The organism is Pseudomonas sp. PONIH3 (genome assembly GCF_002934345.1).
In the GTDB taxonomy this organism is placed as follows: Bacteria; Pseudomonadota; Gammaproteobacteria; order Pseudomonadales; family Pseudomonadaceae; genus Aquipseudomonas; species Aquipseudomonas soli.
This window is the reverse complement of record NZ_CP026386.1, coordinates 1,543,833-1,563,058: the sequence shown is the minus strand read 5'-3', so window position 1 is coordinate 1,563,058 and position 19,226 is coordinate 1,543,833. Positions and strand designations below refer to the sequence as shown.

Sequence of the window (19,226 nt, the reverse complement as noted above, 5' to 3'; positions counted from 1 at the left end):
CATGCAGCCCGAGCACTTCGACTTTTCCCATCCCGTGTACTTGCCGGTCACCGCAGAGGTGTGCCAGGCCTTGCTGGCCGACGGTGCGTCTGCGCTCGGCGCTCTGAGCGAGCCGGAGCTGGCGGCGGTGCTGGTAATACAGAACCTGGCGCAGGCACAAGGCCAGGTCGATGCGCGGGCGGCGGAGAAGGTGCTGGGCAAGCTGTTGGCGTGGGCGGTCGATGGCGCGCATTCGCCTGGCGTGGGGTTGTTGTCCGAGGCCCGTAGGCTGTTCGATGCGCGCAAGCTCTATTTCGGCCTTGAGGTGATCAAGGGTTCGAAGCTGCGTCTGCTCGACGTGGAGCAGGTTCAGGCGCGGGAATACCTGCTGGCCGATGGCAAGTGGGATTTCGACTACCGCATACGCCTGCATCACAGGGACAACCCGTTCAGCCAGCGGGTGACCACCGGTTTCGACAGCGAGCGCTGGTTAACCGTCGAGCAGGACAAGCTGCTCAAGATCATTCAGGCCAACCTCGACGAAGACATCCACGTGCAGGGCTATGCCGGGATCGGCAAGAGCTACCTGCTTGGCGCGCTGATGGACTGCCTGCCCCGTGGCCGGGTGCTGGCCCTGGCACGCACGCCCGCGAAGCTCGGCACCTTGCGTCGACGCATGGGGCTGGATGAGCAGGCCAAGGTCGGCATGACCTTCGGCCAGTTCGCCCGGGCCCTGCTCAAGGATACCCGGTCAGTTTCCGCCCGGACGGCGCAGCGCGGCCCTGGCAAGCGAAGGCTGGCCGAGGAACTGGGGATCGTCGGCTTGCGCCAGTACGACGCCGAGCATGCCTTGGATATCTGCCTGGAAGTGCTGCGCAACTACTGCGATTCGCGGGATTACAGCCTGTCGAATCGTCATCTGCCGTATTTTCGCCAAGCGCTCTCCGGCGTCGATGCCCAGGTCCTGCTCGAGTACGCCAGCCGGCTATGGCGCTATCTGGAGGCGCAACCGGCCTGGGGCGCGCAGACCGGGTTCGAGGCGTTGCTGCTGCTCAAGCGAGCGAGCCTGGCTGGTTGCAGCGTGCCGGGGCGTTTCAGCCACGTGATCATCGACGAGAGCCAGGACGTGCCGGCCTCGCTGCTGCAGGTTATCGAGCGGGGTCGCCAGGTGCTGATCACCCTGGGCGACGAGTACCAGAAGGCCTCCGGCGAGGTGGTCAGGCGCGAGCGTCAGGTGCGCCAGAAGGACATGGCCTTTGCCGTGCGTTGCGGGCCCAAGGTGGAACGCCTGATCAACCCGTTGATCGGCGTGCATTCGAAGAAGTCCAAGGTTGCCTTCGAAGCTGCGCGCCATGTCGATGTCGGCATCGAGCACTTCCCCGAAGGGTTCGTCCCGCCAGAGGGCTGCGTGGTGCTGACCGCCTCGCGCTGGGACACGATGCGCTGGGCCATGGAGTTGGCCAAGTCCAACTGCTTGTTGAATTTCCCCGATTGGCCGCAGATGCGCCGCTTCATGGCCACCGCGATCGGCCTGTTCAGGGCTGCGTTCTATGCCCCGGGGCAGGATGCCGAAGGGCCGCATCCGTACTTCGCGCACCTGCTCGACTGGCAGCAGGTGCGTGAGTCCGAGCGGTTCGATGCCGCGTTCCTCTGGGTCGAGGAGCGCCTTGAGGCGGGTTTCAAGCTTGCGGACCTGACGCTGCTGGAGGCGCGCATCGCTGCAAGGCCCGACAGCCTGATACTGTTGATGGCCGAGGAGGCTGGCGGCCTGGAGTTCGATCAGGTGCTGCTGACACCGGAACTGATGACCACCGACCGCTTCAAGGACGCCTACGCCTTCGATGCGCGGATCTGCGCAGTGTATATCGCCCTGTCGCGGGCGCGTCGGCAGCTGTACCTGCCGTATGACGTGGAAGAGTGGATCAACTACCACAAGGGCCAGCCGTTCCGCGAGTTGCACGGCTACTGAGGCCTCCACGCCTGCCCTGGCTGGCCGACATCTGCATCAGCCGCTGAAAGGTCGGGCATTGCAGATGGCTCTCCTCGGGGCACTGCGCCGCATGGCGCAACCCCTTGCTCATCGCCTGCAGCCGTTTGATCCGGCGGTCGATCTCGTCGGCCTTGGCCAGCAGCAACTCGCGGTCGACCATTTGCTCGTCAAGCATGGCGGCTACTTCGTCCAGCGAAAAGCCAGCCGCCTGTCCCAGCGCGATCAACGCCAGGCGCTCGGGGGTGTCTGGCGGGAACTGGCGGCGTTGCCCATGGCTGGCCAGTGATCTGAGCAAGCCCTTGTTCGCGTAGTAACGCAATGTCGACGCCGGCACTCCGGTGCGCCTGGCGACATCGGCAATGTCCATTGCAACCCCTCTTGACTTGAAGTTGACTTCAACTTGCATGCTGCTTGGCATCGACCTTTCCGTCAATCTGCCAAGGGCTCTCATCATGACCATCTCCTCGCTTGTGCTTTCCATCCTGTTCATCGGCATCGGCGCCACCCTGGTCATGGACCTGTGGACCGTGTTGCTCAGGTATCTGGGCGTCACCACCCTGAACTACGCCATGGTCGGGCGCTGGGCGGGGCACCTGCGCGAAGGGCGCTGGCGGCATGCGGCGATCGGCAAGGCTGCGCCGGTCAGGGGGGAGCTGGCGTGGGGCTGGTTGCTTCACTACGCCACTGGGCTGGTGTTCGCGGCGCTGCTGGCGGCTATTGCAGGGGAGGGGTGGTTGCGCGGGCCGACACTGTGGCCAGCCTTGCTGTTCGGGGTGGTCTCGGTGCTCGTGCCGTTGTGCGTGGTGCAACCTGCGTTGGGAGCCGGGTATTTCGCGACGAACACACCCGCGCCCCTGAAGAGCTGCCTGCGCAGCCTGGCGACGCACTGCGTGTTCGGTTTGGGCCTCTACCTGGCGGCATTGGGTGTCGCGGCTGCGGGTAACTGAGGGCTGTCATCACCTGCGAACGGATGGGGCTCGGTATAACGCTCGACGATCCGCTGCATCTCCCCGGACTCCCTGATCCGCACCAGCGCCCTGAGCACGCCTTGGGTCGGCAGTTGGGGGTCGTTGCGCACCATGCAGCCCAGCGCCTGTTCTTCAAGCACGGCCAGGGGCTGCAGGTGTCGAGCCGGCGGTAGGGAGCGGTTGTACCATTGCAGCGACAGCTGGTTGCTCACGGCATGGCGCAAGCGCCCGACCTGGAGTTTCTGCAGGACCAGCAATTGATTGCGGCTATCTTCGCGCTGCAGGCGGGCCTGGCTGAACAGCGGCTCGAGCGTGGGGTAGGTGTAGCCGAGCACGGTGCCGATGGCCTGGGGTGGCAGTGCGTCCGGGCTGACGGGGCCGCTGTCGCCGGGGCGGCCGACCAGCAGGTCGCGCTGCTCGATGAGCGGGATGCTCCAGAGATAGTCGCCGGGCCGATCGGTCAGCCATCGCGTGGAAACGTAGCAGCGTACGTCGATTTCGCCGGCCTGCATCGCCTCCTGCAGGCGCAGGCGGGCCAGCACATGGTATTGGGGGCGGGCATCGACCTCCCGGGCGATGGCCTGCATCAGCTCCAGCAGGATGCCTTCCGCCGGCTGCTGGTCCTCGATGCGCATCAGCGGCATGCTCCAGCTTTCGGCGATGGAGAAGCGCAACACCGGCGGTTGCGCCACGCCGTGGGTAGCCCACAACGATATCCAAAATGACAGGGTGGCCAGGACTCGCCGCACGCCTCATCCTCCCTGATCCGTCGTCCGTGTGCCCGTCACTGAGCTTAGACGAGATCGGCAGGGTGCAATTTTGGCCCCGCTCCGCTAGCATTAGCGCTCTTTCCGCCCGCTCCGGTCACGATGGTTTTTTGATGAGTTATCAGGTTCTTGCACGTAAATGGCGTCCGCGCTCGTTCCGCGAAATGGTCGGCCAGACCCATGTGCTCAAGGCTTTGATCAACGCCCTGGACAACCAGCGCCTGCACCATGCCTACCTGTTCACCGGGACCCGGGGCGTGGGCAAGACCACCATTGCGCGGATCATCGCCAAGTGCCTGAACTGCGAGACCGGCATCACCTCGACGCCGTGCGGCACCTGCTCGGTATGCCGGGAGATCGATGAGGGCCGTTTCGTCGATCTGATCGAGATCGACGCTGCCAGCCGCACCAAGGTCGAGGACACCCGCGAGCTGCTCGACAACGTGCAGTACGCGCCGAGCCGCGGGCGCTTCAAGGTCTACCTGATCGACGAAGTGCACATGCTCTCCACCCACTCGTTCAACGCCCTGTTGAAGACGCTGGAAGAGCCGCCGCCCTACGTCAAGTTCATCCTCGCCACCACCGACCCGCAGAAACTGCCGGCGACCATCCTGTCGCGCTGCCTGCAGTTCTCGCTGAAGAACATGAGCCCGGAGCGCGTGGTCGAGCACCTGACCCACGTGCTGGGCGCCGAGAACGTGCCGTTCGAGGAGGATGCCCTGTGGTTGCTCGGCCGCGCCGCCGACGGCTCCATGCGCGACGCCATGAGCCTGACCGACCAGGCCATCGCCTTTGGCGAGGGGCGGGTGCTGGCCGCCGACGTGCGGGCGATGCTCGGTACCCTCGATCACGGCCAGGTGTATGGCGTGCTCCAGGCCCTGCTCGAAGGCGATGCCCGGGCGCTGCTGGCCGCGGTGCGTGACCTGGCCGAGCAAGGCCCGGACTGGAACGGCGTGCTGTCGGAAATGCTCAATGTGCTGCACCGTGTGGCCATCGCCCAGGCCCTGCCGGAGGCGGTGGACAACGGCCAGGGCGACCGTGACCGCGTGCTGGCGTTGGCCCAGGCCCTGCCGGCCGAAGACGTGCAGTTCTACTACCAGATGGGGTTGATCGGCCGCCGTGACCTGCCATTGGCGCCGGACCCGCGCGGCGGTTTCGAGATGGTCCTGCTGCGGATGCTGGCGTTCCGCCCGGCCGATAGCGACGACGCACCGAGGCCGGTACTAAAGCCGACGGGGATCAGCCAGGCCACAGCTGATCCGACCCAACCGGTGGCGGCAGCGGCTGTGGCCGTGGCGCCGTCCGTTGCCGCCAGTCCTGTCGCTGAAGTGGCCGCGCCGCTGCCCGTGGCTGAGCCATCCATACAGGCTGAGCCGCCAGTCGTCGAGGTGCCGCCCGTTGCCGAGGTTGTCGAGGCGCCGCAAGCGCCAGCGCAGCCCGAGCCCGAGCCGCAGCCCGTCGAGGAGGTCATCGATCTGCCGTGGGAGGAGCCGGTTGCCACTCCGGCGCCGGTTGCGCCCGAGCAGTTGCCCGAGCCGGCACCCGCGGTCGAGGCCGCCACCCAGCAGCCGGACGATGACGAACCGCCGTTCGACCCGTCGGCCTACAGCCCGGCGGGCATGGAGCGTGACGACGAGCCGCCGGCGGACGAGGACTACTACGCACCCGACAGCGACCCGGTCGGCTTCAGCTACCTGGACGAGCTGGCCGAGCACGTCCAGGAAGAGGCACCTGCCCAGGCGCCGGAGCCACTGCCGGCGGCCATGCCCGCGACCGGCCTGGCCCTGCAATGGCTGGAATTATTCCCACAGTTGCCTGTCTCCGGTATGACAGGCAACATCGCCGCAAACTGTACGCTGATCGCCGCCGAGGGTGATGACTGGCTGTTGCACCTGGACCCGGGGCAGGGCGCGCTGTTCAACTCGACGCAGCAGCGCAGGCTGAACGACGCACTGAACCAGCAACTGGGCCGCGAGATCCGCCTGAAGATCGAGCTGATCCGCCCCGAGCAGGAAACCCCGGCCCAAGCCGCCTCGCGCAAGCGCGCCGAGCGCCAGCATGACGCCGTGGTGTCGATCGAACAGGACCCGCTCATCCAGCAGATGATCCGGCAGTTCGGTGCGACGGTCAGGCAGGATACTATTGAGCCTGTAGACGCCCTGGCCAGCCAGGGCCAATGAACGGATAACCATGCGGCCGGCCCTGTGCCGGGCCGCATCACATGACCCAATCGAGGTATACCCCATGATGAAAGGTGGCATGGCCGGCCTGATGAAGCAGGCCCAGCAGATGCAGGAAAAGATGCAGAAGATGCAGGAAGAGCTGGCCAATGCGGAAGTCACCGGCCAGTCCGGTGGCGGCCTGGTCAGTGTGGTGATGACCGGTCGCCACGACGTCAAGCGCGTCAGCATCGACCATAGCCTGATGTCGACCGACGCTGACGACAAGGAAGTGCTCGAGGACCTGATCGCCGCCGCGCTGAACGATGCCGTGCGCAAGATCGAGCAGAGCAGCCAGGAAAAGATGGGTGGCATGACCGCCGGGATGCAGCTGCCGCCTGGTTTCAAGATGCCGTTCTGATCGGCTTCTGGCTTCAAATGGGGAGCAACGGCCCGACGGTCGTTGCTCCCTTGTTCATTCTGTTTCCTGAATTGGCAGGCCTGCACACATGAGCTTCAGCCCCCTGATCCGCCAACTGATCGACGCCCTGCGCATCCTGCCCGGCGTCGGTCAGAAAACCGCCCAACGCATGGCCCTGCAACTGCTGGAGCGCGACCGCAGTGGCGGCACGCGCCTGGCCCAGGCCCTGAGCCAGGCCATGGAAGGCGTCGGTCATTGCCGCCAGTGCCGGACCTTGACCGAGCAGGAACTGTGCCCGCAATGCGCCGACCCGCGCCGTGATGACACGCAACTGTGCGTGGTCGAGGGGCCGGTGGATGTGTACGCGGTGGAGCAGACCGGCTATCGCGGTCGCTACTTCGTGCTCAAGGGGCACCTCTCGCCGCTGGACGGGCTGGGGCCGGATGCCATCGGCATTCCACAGCTGATGGCGCGGATCGAGGAGCAGGGCACCTTCAGTGAGGTGATCCTGGCCACCAACCCCACGGTGGAAGGAGAGGCGACGGCGCACTACATTGCCCAGCTGTTGGCCGAGAAGGGCCTGACTGCCACGCGCATCGCCCATGGTGTGCCGTTGGGTGGCGAGCTGGAATTGGTAGATGGCGGGACGCTGGCCCATGCATTTGCCGGGCGCAGGCCAATCACGTTGTAAACCTGTAAACGCATCGCGGGGCCAGTCGCATCGGCGCACCGCGATCGTTTTGAAAGCGAACTCAGTATTCGCTCAGGGAAAACTCGGTCAGGCAGAAGGTCGGCACGCCGGCCGCCTGCAGGCGACGCGAGCCTTCCAGCTCCGGTAGGTCGATGATCGCCGCCGCCTCGAAGACCTGGGCGCCGGTGCGGCGCACCAGGTTGGCCGCGGCCAGCAGGGTGCCGCCGGTGGCAATCAAGTCATCGAAGATCAATACCGAGTCGCCGTCGCAGAGGCTGTCGGCATGCACTTCCAGGAAGGCCTCGCCGTATTCGGTCTGATAGCCCTCGGACAGCACATCGGCCGGCAGCTTGCCCTGCTTGCGGAACAGGATCAGCGGCTTGTTCAGCTGGTGGGCGATGATCGAGCCGATCAGGAAGCCTCGCGCGTCCATGGCGCCGATATGGCTGAACTCGGCCTCGACATAGCGCTCGATGAACTGGTCGGCGACATAGCGCAGCCCGCGCGGCGACTGGAACAGCGGGGTGATGTCGCGGAAGATCACGCCCGGCTTGGGGAAGTCCACTACCGGGCGGATCAGGGCTTTGAGGTCGAAGGTGTCGCTGTGCATGGGGCGGGTATCCTGGAAAAACTCCGCGTCAGTATACCCTTTTAGCGCGGCGGTCAGACCTCGAGTGCACCACCGGCCAGCGCGCACAGCTGGATCGGATCGAGAATGTGCACTTCCTTGCCCTCGGCCTTGAGCAGGCCGTTCTGCTGGAAGCGGGTGAACACCCGCGACACGGTTTCCACCGCCAGGCCCAGGTAGTTGCCGATCTCGTTGCGCGACATGCTCAGGCGGAACTGGTTGGCCGAGTAACCACGGGCGCGGAAGCGCGCCGACAGGTTGACCAGGAAGGTGGCGATGCGCTCGTCGGCGGTCTTCTTCGACAACAGCAGCATCATCTGCTGGTCGTCGCGGATCTCGCGGCTCATCACCCGCATCAGATGGCGGCGCAGCTGCGGCAGCTGTACCGAGAGTTCATCCAGGCGCTCGAAGGGGATCTCGCACACCGAGGTGGTTTCCTGGGCCTGGGCCGACACCGGGTAGGCCTCGGTGTCCATGCCGGACAGGCCGACCAGCTCGCTGGGCAGGTGGAAGCCAGTGATCTGCTCCTCGCCGCTGTCGCTGAGGCTGAAGGTCTTGAGGGCACCGGAACGTACTGCGTAGACCGAGCCGAAATTGTCACCCTGGCGGAACAGGAACTCGCCTTTCTTCAGTGGGCGGCCGCGTTTGACGATTTCATCCAGTGCGTCCATGTCTTCCAGGTTCAGGGACAGGGGCAGGCACAGGGGGGCCAGGCTGCAATCCTTGCAGTGGGCCTGGTTGTGTGGGCGCAGTTTTACTGGCTCGGACATTTCTTTCGATCCTTGTGGGAAAGCACACATAAGCCGTAAGGATAACCCGCGGCATGGGCTGTAGGCCAGTGTGCGCATTTTTGGTGCACGCTAGCAGCGGTGTGGAAGGTGTGTCCCGACACCGTTCAACTGTCCATAGTGTGCCTCGAAAGGCGGTCTGTCCATGCGGTGAAACGCCTCAATCGCCTCAGATCACCCGCGAGAAACGCTGGCGATTCTGCTGCGCGAGGTAAGCGTCGAATACCATGCACACCGAGCGCGCCAGCAGGCGGCCGGCCGGCAGGATGCGGATGCCCTTGGCGTCCAGGCTGATCAGGCCGTCGCGTTGCATGGCCTGCAGTTGCGGCCACTGCTCCTTGAAGTAGCCGCGAAAATCGATGGTGAAGGCCTGTTCGATCGCTTCGAAATCCAGTTCGAAGTGGCAGATCAATTGCTGGATTACCGCCCGGCGCAGGCGATCGTCCTGGTTGCACATCAGGCCGCGCTGGGTCGCCAGTTGCGCGGTGGAGAGGGTGTCCTGGTAGGTGTTGAGGTCGCTGCTGTTCTGGCAGTAGAGGTCGCCGATCTGGCTGATCGCCGACACGCCCAGGCCGATCAGGTCGCAGTGGCCGTGGGTGGTGTAGCCCTGGAAGTTGCGTTGCAGTGTGCCTTCTTCCTGGGCGATGGCCAGCTCGTCGTCGGGCAGGGCGAAATGGTCCATGCCGATGTAGCGGTAGCCAGCGGCGGTCAGTTGGTCGATGGTGGCGTGCAACATTTCCAGTTTGGCCGCCGGAGCTGGCAGGTCGCTGCTGTCGATGCGTCTCTGGGGCATGAAGCGTTCGGGCAGGTGCGCGTAGTTGAACACCGACAAACGGTCGGGCTGCAGGCGGATCACTTCTTCGACGGTGCGGGCGAAACCTTCCGGTGTCTGCTTGGGCAGGCCGTAGATCAGGTCCAGGTTGATCGAGCGGAACTGCAGGGTGCGCGCCGCTTCGATCAGGGTGCGGGTCTGCTCCAGGCTTTGCAGGCGGTTGACCGCGCGCTGCACGGCGGGGTCCAGATCCTGCACGCCGAGGCTGACGCGGTTGAAGCCCAGCTCGCGCAGCAGGCCCATGGTCGACCAATCGGCCTCGCGTGGGTCGATTTCGATACCGTAGTCGCCGGAATCATCGTCCAGCAGGTGGAAGTGCTGGCGCAGGGTGGCCATCAGCTGGCGCAGTTCCACATGACTCAGGAAGGTCGGCGTACCGCCACCGAAGTGCAGTTGCTCAACAACTTGTTTAGGGTCGAGGTGGCAGGCGATCAGCTGGATTTCCTGCTCCAGGCGTTGCAGGTAGGGCGCGGCGCGGCCACGGTCCTTGGTGATGACCTTGTTGCAGGCGCAGTAGTAGCAGATGTTGGCGCAGAACGGCACGTGCACGTACAGCGACAGGGGGCGTGTGGCGCGGCGGCTCTCGCGCAAGGCGTGGAGCAGGTCGAACGAGCCCACTTCGCCGTGCAGTTGCACGGCGGTTGGATAGGAGGTGTAGCGTGGCCCGGCCAGATCGTAGCGACGAATCAGGTCGGCGTCCCAGCGTAGGTCGTCGAGCATGTGGGTAATCCCCGGATAGAGCTGCAGTGTCCGGAGTCTAGGGGCGGATGTAAGAAGTCGTGTTGATTTGTATCAAGGTGAGTTGGCGACCCTGTTACAAGCCTGGCGTGGGAGCGGGCTTGCCCCGCGATCAGTGTCCCATCAACCAGTGCTGATGCGGGCCAGGCAGCGTCCACAAACCAAACAGGATAACCAGCATGCCACCGGCCATGCGTACCCCGCGTTTGCGCAACAGAGCGCCGAAGCGCTCTGCGGCGAGCCCCGTGGCCAGCAGCACCGGCCAGGTGCCCAGGCCGAACGCCAGCATCAGCGCAGCGCTGTGTAGTGCGTCGCCCTGGCTCGCCGCCCACAGCAGGGTGCTGTACACCAGGCCGCACGGCAACCAGCCCCACAGGGCGCCGAGCAGCAAGGCTCGGGGCAGGCTGGACACTGGCAGCAAACGGGTGGCCAGCGGCTGCACGTGCCGCCAAAGCCCGCGCCCGAGTGCCTCGATACGGGTCAGGCCGCTCCACCAGCCGGCCAGGTACAGGCCCATGGCGATCAGCAGCAACGCGGCCGCGACCCGCAAACCGGTCGCCAGCGGGCTGCTGGCCAAGGCCACGCCAGCCAGGCCCAGCAGCAAGCCGGCGGCGGCATAGCTGAGGATACGCCCGAGGTTGTAGGCCAGCAGCAGGCGCAGGCGCCGGCTGCGCTGCTCGGGGGGGATGGCCAGGGTCAGCGCGCCCATCAGGCCGCCGCACATGCCCAGGCAATGGCCGCCACCGAGCAGGCCCAGGACCAGCGCCGAGCCCAGCAGGGGGATCAGTTCAGGCACGCGGGATCGTGTCCTGGTCTTTGGGCTTTTCGCCCTCAGGCTTCACGGCCGCCTGGTGGCAGGGGTCCTGGTCATCGAACAGGATGCTGTGGGCCGGGCCTTCCAGGTCGTCGTACTGGCCGCTGTCCACTGCCCAGAAGAAGATGTACACAGCGATGCCGACCAGCAGCAGGGCGGCGGGGATCATCACGTAGAGGGCGGGCATAGCGGTTTCCTTTCGAGCGACACCGGCTCACGCACGATGGGGGCTGCTGCGAAGGGCAGCCGGGTCAGGCGCAAGGCGTTGAGCACCACGATCAGCGAACTGACCGACATGCCGATTGCCGCCCACACCGGGGTGATCCAGCCGAGCGCGGCGAACGGCAGCATGAGGCCATTGTACAGCGTCGCCCAAAGCAGATTCTCGATAATGTTGCGGCGGGTCCGGCGGGCCAGGTCGAAGGCCTGCACCAGCGCCTGCAGGCGGTTGGACAGCAGCACCGCGTCGGCGCTGGTCTTGGCCAGGTCCGTGGCGCTGCCCATGGCGATGCTGATGTCGGCGGCGGCCAGCACCGGTACATCGTTGACGCCGTCGCCAAGCATCAGCACCTTGCGCCCTTCGCCTTGCAGCGTTTTCAGGCGGGCGAGCTTGTCATCCGGACGCAGGCCGCCGACGGCCTGGTCGATGCCCAGTTGCGCGGCCACCTGCGCGACCATCGGCGAACTGTCGCCGGACAGCAGCAGCGTGCTCCAGCCGCGTGCCTTGCAGGCCGTCACCAGGTCCTGGGCGTCGTCGCGCAGGTGGTCATCCAGGCCGAACCAGGCCAGTGGCCCTTGCCGGTCCCCGAGCAGCAGCCATTGCCCGTGTGGCTCCGGCACGGTGGGTACCTCGGCGCCGCTGAGTGCGCAGACGAAGGTCGCCTGGCCGATACGCAGGCGCTGGCTTGCCAGCATGCCTTCCAGGCCCAGCCCAGGCACGGCGGTGACGGTTTCAGCCGCTTGCGCTGCGCGACCGAAGGCACGGGCGATGGGGTGTTCGGAGCGGTTCTCCAACGCCGCCGCCAGCGCCAGGCATTGGTCAGCGTCCAGTCGGCCCAGCGGGCGGATGCTGCGCAGGGCCAGCCGGCCTTCGGTGAGGGTGCCGGTCTTGTCGAAGATCACCGTGTCGATCTGGTTGAGGCCTTCGAGCACATGCCCGCGGGTCACCAGCAGGCCGAGCTTGTGCAGGCTGCCGGTGGCGGCGGTGAGGGCGGTAGGGGTGGCCAGCGACAGGGCGCAGGGGCAGGTGGCGACCAGCATGGCCAGGACGATCCAGAACGCCCGGGGCGCATCGAGCTGCCACCAGACGACACCGATCACCGCGGCGGCGACCAGGGTGAACAGCAGGAACCATTGCGAGGCGCGGTCGGCGATTTCCGCCAGGCGCGGTTTTTCCGATTGGGCGCGCTCCAGCAGGCGGACGATGGCCGACAGGCGCGAATCCTGGCCCAGGGCCTGGACCTCGACCGTCAGCGTGCTTTCGACGTTGAGGGTGCCACCGGTCACCCGGTCGCCGACGCGGCGCGGCAGGGGCAGGTACTCACCGGTCAGCAGTGATTCGTCGACGCTGGAGCGGCCGTCGACGATGAGCCCGTCGGCCGGGATGACGGCCCCAGGTAGCACCTGCACGCGGTCGCCGCACTGCAGTTCGCCGAGCAGGATGCGCTCGCCCTGGCCGTTGGCGTCCAGGCGCAGGCACGACGCCGGCAGCAGGTTGACCAGCTGCGCGGTGGCCGCGGCGGTGCGTTCGCGGGCACGGCGCTCCAGGTAGCGGCCGGTGAGCAGGAACAGTGCGAACATGCCCACGGTGTCGAAATACAGCTCGCCGTGGCCGGTGATGGCGGTCCAGATCCCGGCGCAGTAGGCCAGGGCGATGGCCAGCGACACCGACAGGTCCATGGTCAGGTGACGGGTGCGCAGGTCGCGGGCCGCGCCCTTGAAAAAAGGTGCGCAGCTGTAGAACACGATGGGTGTGGTGAGGAACAGCGCGACCCAGCGCAGGATGGTGTGCAGCTCGGGCGACAGGTCGATGTTGAATTCCGGCCAGGTGGCCATGGTCGCCATCATCGCCTGGAACCACAGCAGCCCGGCCACGCCCAGGCGACGCAGGGCGCTGCGATTTTCCCGGGCCAGCTGTTCGGCAGCCTGGTCGGGCTGGTAGGGGTGGGCGGCGTAGCCGATGCGGCGCAGCCCAGCCAGCAACTGCGACAGTGGCAGTTGCTGGTCGTCCCAGTTGACCAGCAGGCGATGGTTGGACAGGTTCAGGCGGGCATCGGCGACGCCGGGCAGGGTGCGCAGGTGCTTTTCGATCAACCAGCCGCAGGCAGCGCAACTGATGCCCTCGACCAGCAGGGTGGCCTCGGCCATTTGGCCGTCATGGCGCACGAAGGTTTGCTGCACGTCGCTGCGGTCGTACAGGGCCAGCTCGTCCTGGAGTTGACGGGGCAGGGCCTCGGGGTTGGCGCTGGTGTCGCTGCGGTGCTGGTAGTAGTGCTCCAGGCCCCCGGCGACGATGGACTCTGCCACTGCCTGGCAGCCTGGGCAGCAGAATGCCCTGGCCTCACCTAGCACCACAGCGGTGAAGCGGCTGCCGGCGGGAACGGGCAGGGCGCAGTGGTAGCAGGGGGTGGGTTGGCTCATCGACATCTCTTCGTGCTACAGCGGGTTCGTGGGAGCGGGCTTGCCCCGCGATGGGCCTGGAATGCTGGTTTTCAGGCCCGCCCCCACGAGGTGTGGTGTGTCGTTGTTACTGGTGCTCGGCCCCTTGAATGGCTTCATCGCCCAGTTGCAAGGTTACCCCATGCTCGACCTTCTCCTCCTCGAACAACCGCCACACATGGTCGTCCTGGCTGCCGAGCAGTTCGACGAAGCGCCGGCCGTCGACCTTGTCGTCCAGCTGGCCGACATAGCGGCCTGGCTCGGTGCGTGCCAGCTGCACCTTGCGGTCCTTGGCCGGCTGGGTCGGCGAGATCAGGTTCAGCTCCAGCACCTGCGGGTCGCTGTTGCCGGTCAGGCGCACTTCGACTTCGCCGGTCAGCTCGTCCAGGTGCACGCTGGCCTTGAGGTTGAGGGTCTGGGCCAGCAGTTCACGGTCCAGCGAGCGGTTGATGCCTTTGCCGGCCTCATAGTAGTTGTCGTTGACCAGGTTGTCCGGGTTGCGCACGGCGATGCTGACCATGGTCAGGCTCAGGCATACCGAGGTGGCCAGGATGCCGATGATGATCCAGGGCCAGAGGTGCTTGTACCAGGGGCTGGCGGCGGTGGCGGCAGGCATTGTCTAGGTTCTCTCTCAGCGGATCTGTGGGCCGATGAAGCGGCTCTTGGCTTCAACCTGGCTGGCGCCGTCGTCGGCGTCCTTGAGGATGAAGGTGATTTCGTTGGTGGTCGAGGGCAGCTGTTCCGGTGCGACCGACAATTGCACTGGCAGGTTGACGATATCGCCGGCGGCCACACGGATCTCACGCTGGCCCTCGAGTTTGAGGTCGGGCAGGCCGGCGGCGTCGAGCACGTAAATGTGGTCGCGCTGATCCTTGTTCATCACCTTGAGGCTGTAGACGTTCTCGATCCGTCCTTGCGCGTTCTCGCGATAGAGCACGCGGTCCTTGGCCACGTCGAAGCCCACCAGCGAACGGGTGGCGAAGGCGGTCACCAGGGCGCCTATCATCACCAGCAGCACCAAGGCATAGCCGATCAGGCGCGGGCGCAGCATGTGGGTCTTCTGCCCGGACAGGTTGTGCTCGGTGGTGTAGCTGATAAGGCCCTTGGGGTAGTTCATCTTGTCCATGATGCTGTCGCAGGCGTCGATGCAGGCGGCGCAGCCGATGCACTCGATCTGCAGGCCGTCACGGATGTCGATGCCGGTGGGGCAGACCTGTACGCACATGGTGCAGTCGATGCAGTCGCCCAAACCCTTGGCCTTGTAGTCGATGTCCTTCTTGCGCGGGCCGCGGGTCTCGCCGCGGCGCGGGTCATAGGAAACGATCAGGGTGTCCTTGTCGAACATCACGCTCTGGAAACGCGCGTACGGGCACATGTAGATGCACACCTGCTCGCGCAGCCAACCGGCGTTGCCATAGGTGGCCAGGGTGAAGAAACCGACCCAGAAGTAGGCCCAGCCATCGGCCTGGCCGGTAAAGAACTCGATGGCCAGCTCGCGGATCGGCGAGAAATAGCCGACGAAGGTCATGCCGGTGACGAAGCCGATCAACAGCCACAGGCTGTGCTTGGCCAGCTTGCGCAGGAACTTGTTGGCGCTCATGGGCGCCTTGTCGAGCTTCATGCGCTGGTTGCGGTCGCCCTCGGTGACTTTCTCGCACCACATGAACACCCAGGTCCACACGCTCTGCGGGCAGGTGTAGCCGCACCAGACCCGACCGGCGTACACGGTGATGAAGAACAGGCCGAAGGCGGCGACGATGAGGATGCCCGAGAGCAGGATGAAGTCCTGTGGCCATATGGTGGCGCCGAAGATGTAGAACTTGCGCTCGGGCAGGTTCCACCACACGGCCTGGTGACCGCCCCAGTTCAGCCAGACGGTGCCGAAATACAGCAGGAACAGAGCAGCGCCGCCGACCATCCGCAACCTGCGAAAGAGTCCGGTGAAGGCGCGGGTGTAGATTTTTTCGCGCGAGGCGTAGAGGTCGACGGAATCCTTCCCTTTGCTGGCAGGCGGGGTGACATCATGTACCGGAATTTGCTTGCTCATCATCAAGTCCCACGGCAGTGGAGAAATGCCGCGGCCAGTGCGTGCCGGCCGCAGTCTCGCGCGTTCTGCTAGCGCTCTGCGGCCCATGATACGCCTGTGATGGCGCATGCGGGGCGCACTGCGACACTTAGTCGCGTTGGGTTCGTGGTGTGAATCGTGTTATGGCGGGTGTCAATTGATTCAGGTCAGTCGTCTGAGCTTTTTGCCCTGTAAGTGGGCGTGGGAGCGGGCTTGCCCCGCGATGGCGTCGCCAGCTTCGCGACCATCGCGGGGCAAGTCGCAGCGGTGCACCGCCGCTCCCATGGGTTACTCGGCCTTTGCTGCCTGCTGTTGCTCCTGATGCGACAGGCTGTACACGTACGCCGCCAGCAGGTGCACCTTGTCGTTGCCCTGCATCTGCGCCTGGGCCGGCATCTGGCCCTGGCGACCATAGCGGATGGTCTGTTGCAACTGGGCGAAGCTCGAACCGTAGATGAACGCCTGCGGGTGGGTCAGGTTGGGCGCGCCCATCGCCGGGGTGCCCTTGCCTTCGGGGCCGTGGCAGGCCACGCAGTTGGTGGCGAAGATTTCCTTGCCTTTGGCCGGGTCGGCCTTGGCGTCCTCGGGCAGCTTGCGGCCGTCAAGGTTGGTCAGCACGAAGGCCGCCACATCGGCCACCCCCTGTTCGCCGATCACCGTGGCCCAGCCTGGCATCACGCCATGGCGACCGTTCATGATGGTGGTCTTGATGGTCTCTGGTTCACCGCCCCAGCGCCAGTCGTTGTCGGTCAGGTTGGGGAAGCCGTAGGCGCCGCGGGCATCGGAGCCGTGGCATACCGAGCAGTTGGAGGCAAACAGGCGCGCGCCCATCTTCAGGGCTTGCGGATCCTTGGCCACTTCCTCCAGCGGCATGGCCGCGAACTTGGCGAAGATCGGCCCGAAGCGGGCGTCGGCCTTGGCCATTTCCTTTTCCCATTCGTGCACGCCGGTCCAGCCGGCCTGGCCGTTGGAAAACTCGGTCTTCTTTTCGTTGTCGACGTATGCGTAGCCCGGCAGGATGCCTTTCCAGTTGCCCAGGCCCGGGTAGAGCACCAGGTAGCCGAGGGCGAAGACGACGGTGCCGACAAACAGCCAGAACCACCACTTCGGCAGGGGGTTGTCGTACTCCTCGATGCCGTCGAATGCGTGGCCGACGACTTCGTCGGTAATCTCTTCGCGCTGGCCCCGGCGGGTCGACAGCAGCAGCCAGGTCAAGGCGAAGATGGTGCCCAGGGTCAGGACGGTGACGTACAGACTCCAGAAGGTTGTCATTGTTTTTTGCTCCTAGAAGCTTGTGCTTGCTCGACGTGACGGGTGGCTTCGGGGTCGTCCGCGAACGGCAATTGCGTTGCCTCGTCGAATTCCCGCTTGCGCCGTGGGCTGAACACCCACAGCGCCAGGCCCACGAAGGCCACCAGCACCACGACGGTGCCCAGGCCGCGAATCATCCCGATATCCATCACGGTCACCGTTTGCTCTTGATGAGGGTGCCAAGGCCTTGCAGGTACGCGACGAGCGCGTCCATCTCGGTCTTGCCCTTGACCGCGTCGGCGGCGCCGGCGATGTCTTCATCGGTGTAGGGGGTACCCAGGGTGCGCAGCACTTCCATCTTCTTGGCGGTGTCCTTGCCGTCGAGCTTGTGCTCGACCAGCCACGGGTACGACGGCATTTTCGACTCAGGCACCACGTTGCGCGGGTTGTACAGGTGCGCGCGGTGCCAGTCGTCCGAGTAGCGCCCGCCGACGCGGGCCAGGTCCGGGCCGGTGCGCTTGGAGCCCCACAGGAACGGGTGGTCCCACACGCTTTCGCCGGCCACCGAGTAGTGGCCGTAGCGCTCGGTCTCGGCGCGGAACGGGCGGATCATCTGCGAGTGGCAACCGACGCAGCCTTCGCGGATGTAGATGTCGCGGCCTTCGAGCTCCAGCGCGGTGCGTGGCTTCATGCCCTCGACCGGCTTGTTGGTGACGTCCTGGAAGAACAGCGGGACGATCTGGGTCAGGCCGCCGACGCTGACGGCGATGACCATGAAGAAGGCCATCAGGCCAATGTTCTTCTCGACTGCTTCATGCTTCATCAGTGGGCTCCCACAACGACGATCTTGGTGGCTTCCTCAGCCTCCACCGGGTTGGCGGCGCGTACGGTGCGGTACACGTTGTAGGCCATCAGCAGCATGCCGGAGGCGAAGAACGCACCGCCCAGGGCGCGAACGATGAAGCCCGGGTGGCTGGCCTGCAGGGCTTCGACGAAGGAGTAGGTGAGGGTGCCGTCGTCGTTGATGGCGCGCCACATCAGGCCCTGGGTGATGCCGTTGACCCACATCGAGGCGATGTACAGCACGGTGCCGATGGTTGCCAGCCAGAAGTGTGCGTTGATCAGCCCGATGCTATGCATCTGCTGGCGGCCGTAGAGTTTCGGGATCATGTGGTAGACCGCGCCGATCGAGATCATCGCCACCCAGCCAAGGGCGCCGGCGTGGACGTGGCCGATGGTCCAGTCGGTGTAGTGCGACAGCGAGTTGACCGTCTTGATGGCCATCATCGGGCCTTCGAAGGTGGACATGCCATAGAAGGCCAGCGACACCACGAGGAAGCGCAGGATCGGGTCGGTGCGCAGCTTATGCCAGGCGCCGGACAGGGTCATCATGCCGTTGATCATGCCACCCCAGCTCGGCGCCAGGAGGATGATCGACATCACCATGCCCAGCGACTGCGCCCAGTCCGGCAGCGCGGTGTAGTGCAGGTGGTGGGGGCCGGCCCAGATGTACAGGGTGATCAGCGCCCAGAAGTGCACGATCGACAGGCGATAGGAGTAGATCGGGCGTTCGGCCTGCTTGGGCACGAAGTAGTACATCATCCCCAGGAAGCCGGTGGTGAGGAAGAAGCCCACGGCGTTGTGGCCGTACCACCACTGGATCATCGCGTCGGTGGCCCCGGCGTAGGCCGAGTAGGACTTGAACAGGCTCACCGGCAGCGAGATGTGGTTGACGATGTGCAGCATCGCGGTGACCACGATGAAGGCGCCGTAGAACCAGTTGCCGACGTAGATGTGCTTGGTCTTGCGCTTGACGATGGTGCCGAAGAACACCAGGGCGTAGGTGACCCAGACGATGGCCAGCAGGATCGCCAGCGGCCATTCGAGCTCGGCGTACTCCTTGGTGGTGGTGAAGCCCATCGGCAGGGTGATCAGCGCGCCGACGATCACCGCCTGCCAGCCCCAGAAGGTGAAGGCGGCCATGCTGTCGGAGATCAGGCGGGTCTGGCAGGTGCGCTGCACCACGTAGTAGCTGGTGCCGAACAGGGCACAGCCACCGAAGGCGAAGATCACCAGGTTGGTGTGCAGCGGGCGCAGGCGGCCGAAGCTCGTCCATGGCAGGTCCAGGTTGAGCTGGGGCCATACCAGTTGCGAGGCGATGAAGACGCCGAGCCCCATGCCAAGGATCCCCCAGACCACCGTCATGATGGCGAACTGGCGGACGACCTTATAGTTATAAGCAGTCGGACTGATTGCAGTGCTCATTCTAAGGTTCCACGGTTTGGGTGTTCTTGTTGGTTGGTAAATCGGCGCCAGTATTGATAACCACCAGGGTTATGGCAACGCAAGTCATGTACGCCGACCCGTGTCCGGACCCTTTTCGCCACCGTCCCGTGGCGTTGGGGGTTGAACGATTGTACACAAATAAATATTTGTAATGTGTACCGTTTTCCAGGTTTTTCTGATCGATCGGTCAA

At 65.2% G+C, this 19,226-nt stretch carries 19 protein-coding genes; 5 read left to right on the top strand and 14 right to left on the bottom strand.

Annotated elements, in window-relative coordinates; all coding sequences use genetic code 11:
- The first annotated feature begins 1 nt into the window (after nt 1).
- Nucleotides 2–1,948: a hypothetical protein gene (locus C3F42_RS07065; protein ID WP_094010594.1), complete on the top strand. Its 1,947-nt coding sequence runs from the start codon at nt 2–4 to the stop codon at nt 1,946–1,948.
- Here the strand turns inward: C3F42_RS07065 and C3F42_RS07060 are convergent.
- Nucleotides 1,902–2,336 (bottom strand): helix-turn-helix domain-containing protein, encoded by a 435-nt coding sequence (locus C3F42_RS07060; protein ID WP_094010593.1) that lies wholly within the window; start codon nt 2,334–2,336, stop codon nt 1,902–1,904. The genes C3F42_RS07065 and C3F42_RS07060 overlap by 47 nt on opposite strands.
- 85 nt (nt 2,337–2,421) lie before the next feature.
- Here C3F42_RS07060 and C3F42_RS07055 point away from each other — a divergent pair, with 85 nt between their 5' ends.
- Nucleotides 2,422–2,916 carry a DUF2938 domain-containing protein gene (locus tag C3F42_RS07055; RefSeq protein WP_094010755.1) on the top strand — a complete coding sequence of 165 codons (495 nt, stop codon included), beginning with the start codon at nt 2,422–2,424 and terminating at the stop codon, nt 2,914–2,916.
- Here the strand turns inward: C3F42_RS07055 and C3F42_RS07050 are convergent.
- Entirely contained in the window at nt 2,877–3,686 is an 810-nt protein-coding gene (locus C3F42_RS07050) for an ABC transporter substrate-binding protein (RefSeq protein WP_094010592.1), read from the bottom strand. The two genes, C3F42_RS07055 and C3F42_RS07050, sit on opposite strands and share 40 nt — an antisense overlap.
- 131 nt (nt 3,687–3,817) lie before the next feature.
- Between C3F42_RS07050 and dnaX the strand changes: the two genes are divergently transcribed.
- The 3 genes from dnaX to recR all read left to right on the top strand — a co-directional run bounded on the left by dnaX (nt 3,818) and on the right by recR (nt 6,975).
- A complete protein-coding gene (gene dnaX / locus C3F42_RS07045) occupies nt 3,818–5,884 on the top strand; it encodes a DNA polymerase III subunit gamma/tau (RefSeq protein ID WP_094010591.1) in 2,067 nt (688 codons plus the stop codon).
- A 64-nt stretch (nt 5,885–5,948) separates the two neighbouring features.
- A complete protein-coding gene (locus C3F42_RS07040; protein ID WP_094010590.1) occupies nt 5,949–6,284 on the top strand; it encodes a YbaB/EbfC family nucleoid-associated protein in 336 nt (111 codons plus the stop codon).
- Nucleotides 6,285–6,372: 88 nt separating this feature from the next.
- The gene (gene recR / locus C3F42_RS07035; protein WP_023632784.1) at nt 6,373–6,975 is read left to right on the top strand and encodes a recombination mediator RecR; all 603 of its coding nucleotides are present in this window, start codon (nt 6,373–6,375) and stop codon (nt 6,973–6,975) included.
- Nucleotides 6,976–7,036: 61 nt separating this feature from the next.
- Here recR and C3F42_RS07030 read toward each other — a convergent pair whose 3' ends face one another.
- The 12 genes from C3F42_RS07030 to ccoN form a co-directional block, all read right to left on the bottom strand.
- Nucleotides 7,037–7,585: an adenine phosphoribosyltransferase gene (locus tag C3F42_RS07030; protein ID WP_038705708.1), complete on the bottom strand. Its 549-nt coding sequence runs from the start codon at nt 7,583–7,585 to the stop codon at nt 7,037–7,039.
- A gap of 53 nt (nt 7,586–7,638) precedes the next feature.
- On the bottom strand, nt 7,639–8,373 hold the full coding sequence (gene fnrA / locus C3F42_RS07025) for a Crp/Fnr family transcriptional regulator FnrA (protein WP_104444220.1): 735 nt from the start codon (nt 8,371–8,373) through the stop codon (nt 7,639–7,641).
- Nucleotides 8,374–8,560: 187 nt separating this feature from the next.
- On the bottom strand, nt 8,561–9,943 hold the full coding sequence (hemN, locus tag C3F42_RS07020) for an oxygen-independent coproporphyrinogen III oxidase (protein WP_038705709.1): 1,383 nt from the start codon (nt 9,941–9,943) through the stop codon (nt 8,561–8,563).
- 130 nt (nt 9,944–10,073) lie between these two features.
- Complete coding sequence (locus tag C3F42_RS07015; protein WP_094010589.1) at nt 10,074–10,757, bottom strand: sulfite exporter TauE/SafE family protein; 684 nt, start codon at nt 10,755–10,757, stop codon at nt 10,074–10,076.
- Entirely contained in the window at nt 10,750–10,962 is a 213-nt protein-coding gene (gene ccoS / locus C3F42_RS07010; protein WP_023633108.1) for a cbb3-type cytochrome oxidase assembly protein CcoS, read from the bottom strand. Before ccoS ends, C3F42_RS07015 begins: the two co-directional genes overlap by 8 nt.
- Nucleotides 10,944–13,415, bottom strand: a complete 2,472-nt coding sequence (locus tag C3F42_RS07005) for a heavy metal translocating P-type ATPase (protein WP_094010588.1) — start codon at nt 13,413–13,415, stop codon at nt 10,944–10,946. Before C3F42_RS07005 ends, ccoS begins: the two co-directional genes overlap by 19 nt.
- Nucleotides 13,416–13,521: 106 nt before the next feature.
- A complete protein-coding gene (locus C3F42_RS07000) occupies nt 13,522–14,049 on the bottom strand; it encodes a FixH family protein (RefSeq protein ID WP_094010587.1) in 528 nt (175 codons plus the stop codon).
- Between the two features lie 15 nt (nt 14,050–14,064).
- Nucleotides 14,065–15,480 carry a cytochrome c oxidase accessory protein CcoG gene (ccoG, locus tag C3F42_RS06995; RefSeq protein ID WP_023631365.1) on the bottom strand — a complete coding sequence of 472 codons (1,416 nt, stop codon included), beginning with the start codon at nt 15,478–15,480 and terminating at the stop codon, nt 14,065–14,067.
- A gap of 306 nt (nt 15,481–15,786) precedes the next feature.
- Nucleotides 15,787–16,770, bottom strand: coding sequence for a cytochrome-c oxidase, cbb3-type subunit III (gene ccoP / locus C3F42_RS06990; protein WP_038705712.1), 984 nt, complete (start codon nt 16,768–16,770; stop codon nt 15,787–15,789).
- Nucleotides 16,767–16,958 carry a CcoQ/FixQ family Cbb3-type cytochrome c oxidase assembly chaperone gene (locus tag C3F42_RS06985; protein ID WP_031315534.1) on the bottom strand — a complete coding sequence of 64 codons (192 nt, stop codon included), beginning with the start codon at nt 16,956–16,958 and terminating at the stop codon, nt 16,767–16,769. Before C3F42_RS06985 ends, ccoP begins: the two co-directional genes overlap by 4 nt.
- Nucleotides 16,959–16,963: 5 nt before the next feature.
- Nucleotides 16,964–17,572: a cytochrome-c oxidase, cbb3-type subunit II gene (gene ccoO / locus C3F42_RS06980; RefSeq protein ID WP_023631369.1), complete on the bottom strand. Its 609-nt coding sequence runs from the start codon at nt 17,570–17,572 to the stop codon at nt 16,964–16,966.
- Nucleotides 17,572–19,014: a cytochrome-c oxidase, cbb3-type subunit I gene (gene ccoN / locus C3F42_RS06975; protein WP_023631368.1), complete on the bottom strand. Its 1,443-nt coding sequence runs from the start codon at nt 19,012–19,014 to the stop codon at nt 17,572–17,574. Before ccoN ends, ccoO begins: the two co-directional genes overlap by 1 nt.
- Between the last annotated feature and the right edge of the window lie 212 nt (nt 19,015–19,226).

Coding starts and splice junctions, on each gene's coding strand:
- C3F42_RS07065 (WP_094010594.1), top strand. CDS start 2: ATGCAGCCCGAGCACTTCGACTTTTCCCATCCCGTGTACTTGCCGGTC.
- C3F42_RS07060 (WP_094010593.1), bottom strand. CDS start 2,336: ATGGACATTGCCGATGTCGCCAGGCGCACCGGAGTGCCGGCGTCGACA.
- C3F42_RS07055 (WP_094010755.1), top strand. CDS start 2,422: ATGACCATCTCCTCGCTTGTGCTTTCCATCCTGTTCATCGGCATCGGC.
- dnaX (WP_094010591.1), top strand. CDS start 3,818: ATGAGTTATCAGGTTCTTGCACGTAAATGGCGTCCGCGCTCGTTCCGC.
- C3F42_RS07040 (WP_094010590.1), top strand. CDS start 5,949: ATGATGAAAGGTGGCATGGCCGGCCTGATGAAGCAGGCCCAGCAGATG.
- recR (WP_023632784.1), top strand. CDS start 6,373: ATGAGCTTCAGCCCCCTGATCCGCCAACTGATCGACGCCCTGCGCATC.
- C3F42_RS07030 (WP_038705708.1), bottom strand. CDS start 7,585: ATGCACAGCGACACCTTCGACCTCAAAGCCCTGATCCGCCCGGTAGTG.
- fnrA (WP_104444220.1), bottom strand. CDS start 8,373: ATGTCCGAGCCAGTAAAACTGCGCCCACACAACCAGGCCCACTGCAAG.
- hemN (WP_038705709.1), bottom strand. CDS start 9,943: ATGCTCGACGACCTACGCTGGGACGCCGACCTGATTCGTCGCTACGAT.
- ccoS (WP_023633108.1), bottom strand. CDS start 10,962: ATGCCCGCCCTCTACGTGATGATCCCCGCCGCCCTGCTGCTGGTCGGC.
- C3F42_RS07005 (WP_094010588.1), bottom strand. CDS start 13,415: ATGAGCCAACCCACCCCCTGCTACCACTGCGCCCTGCCCGTTCCCGCC.
- C3F42_RS07000 (WP_094010587.1), bottom strand. CDS start 14,049: ATGCCTGCCGCCACCGCCGCCAGCCCCTGGTACAAGCACCTCTGGCCC.
- ccoG (WP_023631365.1), bottom strand. CDS start 15,480: ATGAGCAAGCAAATTCCGGTACATGATGTCACCCCGCCTGCCAGCAAA.
- ccoP (WP_038705712.1), bottom strand. CDS start 16,770: ATGACAACCTTCTGGAGTCTGTACGTCACCGTCCTGACCCTGGGCACC.
- C3F42_RS06985 (WP_031315534.1), bottom strand. CDS start 16,958: ATGGATATCGGGATGATTCGCGGCCTGGGCACCGTCGTGGTGCTGGTG.
- ccoO (WP_023631369.1), bottom strand. CDS start 17,572: ATGAAGCATGAAGCAGTCGAGAAGAACATTGGCCTGATGGCCTTCTTC.
- ccoN (WP_023631368.1), bottom strand. CDS start 19,014: ATGAGCACTGCAATCAGTCCGACTGCTTATAACTATAAGGTCGTCCGC.